Below are 3,139 nucleotides of genomic sequence, written 5' to 3' on the forward strand. Positions count from 1 at the left end.
ACGGCTGGCGCGGCGCGGACCTGGGCGCCTACGCGCGCTTTATCGCCCGGGTGAAGGATGAAGGGGGTGAGATTCATTCGCTGCAGGTGAACTTCCGCTCCGTTCCCGCGATTCTCTCCGAGGTCGACCGTGCCATCGGGCCGGTGATGGTGGCCGAAGAGGGGCTGCAGCCGGCATTCGAGGGTCTGCTTCCGGCCCAGGGGGTTGCCGACGAGGACCTGCCGGGCGGCCGGCGCCCCGTCGAATACTGGGTTTCGTGGGCGCAGGTCGATGAAGCGCTCGGCACCGAGGGCGGGGCAAAGACCCGCGCCGATGAGGCACGCGAGATCGAGGCGCAGATGCTGGTGCGCGACCTGCTCGATCTTCGCGAGAGCAGCGACCTGCAGTGGTGCGACGTCGCGATCCTCCAGCGTACCGGCACTCAGCACGAACCCTACCTCGATGCGTTGCGCGCGGCGGGAATCCCGTTCCTCATCGAAGGCGATCGCAACTACTACGCCCGCCGCGAGATCATCGATGCAACGGCGCTCATCAGCGTGGTGATGGATCCCACCGATCACGTCTCGCTGCTTGCGTGGCTGCGCTCCTCCATCGTCGGGCTTCCCGACGCCGCGCTGCTGCCGCTCTGGAAGCACCAGTTCCCAAAGCTCGTGACGGCGCTCACTGAAGCCGCAGATGAAGAATTGGATGCATGCATCAGTGCGGCGAAGGCGGCGCTTGATGCCGATGTGCCGGGGCTTGCCGCGCTGCCGGACTGGGACGTAGCGCTCAGGGATGCAGTGCGCGTGCTGCGTGTGCTTCGAAACTCATGGAAAAGCGATGAAGCCGACCGTTTCGTCGACAAGCTGCGCGCGCTGACCTTGTTGGAAGAAACCGAGGCCGCGCGCTTTCAGGGGGCCCATCGCCTGGCCAACCTCGAACGCTTCTTCTCGCGTCTTCGCAGCAACCTGAGCGATCCCGCGCTGGATCCGGTGATCGCCGTGCGCGCGCTGCGGCGGGCCATTGAGGAGCGACCCAAAGAGGAAGAAGCCCAGCCCGGTGATGAGACGCTCGATGCCATCCGCATCCTCACCGTGCACAAGGCCAAGGGGCTGACCTTCGATCATGTCTACGTGATGGGCCTGCACGGCGCGTTTGGCGGGCGCGGCGCCGATGAAGGGCCTGCGTGCGACGCCGGGAAAGTGGACGGGCGGTGGGAGCTGCGACTGCTTGGCGTGCCCAGCCTGGGTTACGACGCCCTGCAGGGACGTCGCGCCGAGGTCTCGCGCGCCGAGGAAGTGCGCAATCTCTACGTTGCGATGACGCGGCCGCGGGTGCGGCTGGTGATGGCCGGGCGCTGGCCCGAAGCGGTGGAGGAAGTCCCCGCCGCAAAAGCAAAGTCGCGAATGGACCTGCTTGCCGCGCGCCAGGTTGCGCTTCCGGATCTGGCGGGGCTTTTTGCCGCGGCGGCGAAGGAGGACGCCGAGGCGTTCGACGAAGCCGGCGCCCGCTGGGTGATGCCTGCGCCGCGCGAGGAAACGCGGCGACTCAAGGAAAGCGCCGGCACTGTCGCCGGCGAGGCCGTCGCACGTGAAGAGCAGGCACTCATCGAGAAGGCGCGCGCCGAGGCGCGCGAAGAAATGGCGCGGCCGTTTACGGGCACAGCCTCGGGCCGGGCCAAAACTGAAAAACCCAGCGAAGAGCGAGCCGCTCAGGAAGACGAAGGGGAGGCCGCGCAGGCCCCGCTTGCGCCCGCCCTGCCGAGCATCATTGGCAAGGCCGTCCACCAGGCGATGGAGTGTTTCGATATCAGCGCGGATCCGGATACCGAGCATGCACGTCAGCGCGACCTGCTCGAAGACTATGTCGCCGATGCCGGGAGCGAGTCGCTCCGCGCGCCGGCCCTCAACGAAGCGCAGAAGATCTGGGACGGGCTCAAGGGCGCGGCGCTGCTGGAGAAACTTCGCGAGGTCGAAATCATCGGACGCGAGCTCCCGCTGCTGCTGGCGCCGCGAGAGGGCGTGGCGGGAGAACCCGTCGGTGCCTGCATCGGCACGATCGATCTGCTCTATCGCGATCCGGCCGATGGCGCCTATGTCATCGCCGATCACAAGAGCGACAACCTTACAGACGATGCAGGGATGGAAGAGCGTGCGATCAAATACCGCGCGCAGGGTGAGGTCTACGTGGAGGCCATTGCAAAGGGGCTCTGCCGCCAGGGCGATCCGCCGCCGCGCTTTGAGCTGTGGTTTCTGCGCGCCGGGAAAATCGTGCAGGTGCCAATGAACGGGGACACAACGCCGCCCCCTGCGCCCATGGCGCCGAAGAAGAAGAGCAGCGAGCAGGGAAGCCTATTCTGAGGCGGCTTCGCCGCGCTGGTTGCCCATGGTGCCGCTGACCACCGGACTGTCTTCAACTCTTCCAAACTCGGGATGCTGCTTCAGGATTTCGGTGAAGATCGGCATCATGATGGGCGTGGCCATCTGGCTGACCGGCTTCTCGGGCACCACTTCGCGGCAGACGTCCGTCACAATGCCGATGGCACGGGCAACCATGAGGTTGTCCTGGGGAGTCTCGAAGGTGGAGAGCTCGTCGATCATCTCCGTCATGTTGCCGAAGATATCGGCCATCTTCTTGCGGTCCTCGATCTCGTGATCGAATAGCGCGGCGCGGACCTTCGGATCCGAGAGATACTTCTTGCCCCATTTTTCCAGGATCGGCCGGTCCTCTTCCTTGCACGCACCCTTTTGAATGAGCCCGCTGGCCCACAGCGGGATATTGAAGAAGAACCCGCCGAAGATCTCCTTGAGCAGCCCCTCGCGCACGTGGTCGGGCAAGCGTTTGACCATGCCGAAGTCCAGCAGGGCGAGCTTGCCCTCTGGCGTGCAGAAGGCATTGGCCGGATGCGGGTCGGCGTGGAAAAACCCGCCAAGAAATACCTGCTGGAAGAAGGCGCGCAGGTAGGTTTGCATGAGCTTCACGCGGTCGACTTCCCACGCCTTGATCTGTTCCAGGTTGTCGAGATTGACGCCGTCGATAAATTCAAGCGTCAGCACCCGGCGCGTGGAGTAGCGCCAGTAGACCTTCGGCACGGTGACATCGAATTTTGCAAGTTCCTTGGACATGAGCTCGGTGGACTGGGCCTCAGAGAGCAGGTCCA

Annotated in this window: 2 protein-coding genes; one reads left to right on the forward strand and one right to left on the reverse strand. The window is 64.9% G+C overall.

All coding sequences use genetic code 11. From position 1 onward, the window contains the following. On the forward strand, positions 1-2,339 hold a 2,339-nt coding region (locus tag KDH09_02185; GenBank protein MCB0218478.1), incomplete at its 5' end, for a PD-(D/E)XK nuclease family protein. On the opposite strand, the gene KDH09_02190 is transcribed toward KDH09_02185, so the two are convergent. Continuing rightward, positions 2,331-3,139: AarF/ABC1/UbiB kinase family protein (locus KDH09_02190; GenBank protein MCB0218479.1), on the reverse strand; the 809-nt coding region annotated here is incomplete at its 5' end. The two genes, KDH09_02185 and KDH09_02190, sit on opposite strands and share 9 nt — an antisense overlap.

The organism is Chrysiogenia bacterium (assembly GCA_020434085.1).
Taxonomy (GTDB): domain Bacteria; phylum JAGRBM01; class JAGRBM01; order JAGRBM01; family JAGRBM01; genus JAGRBM01.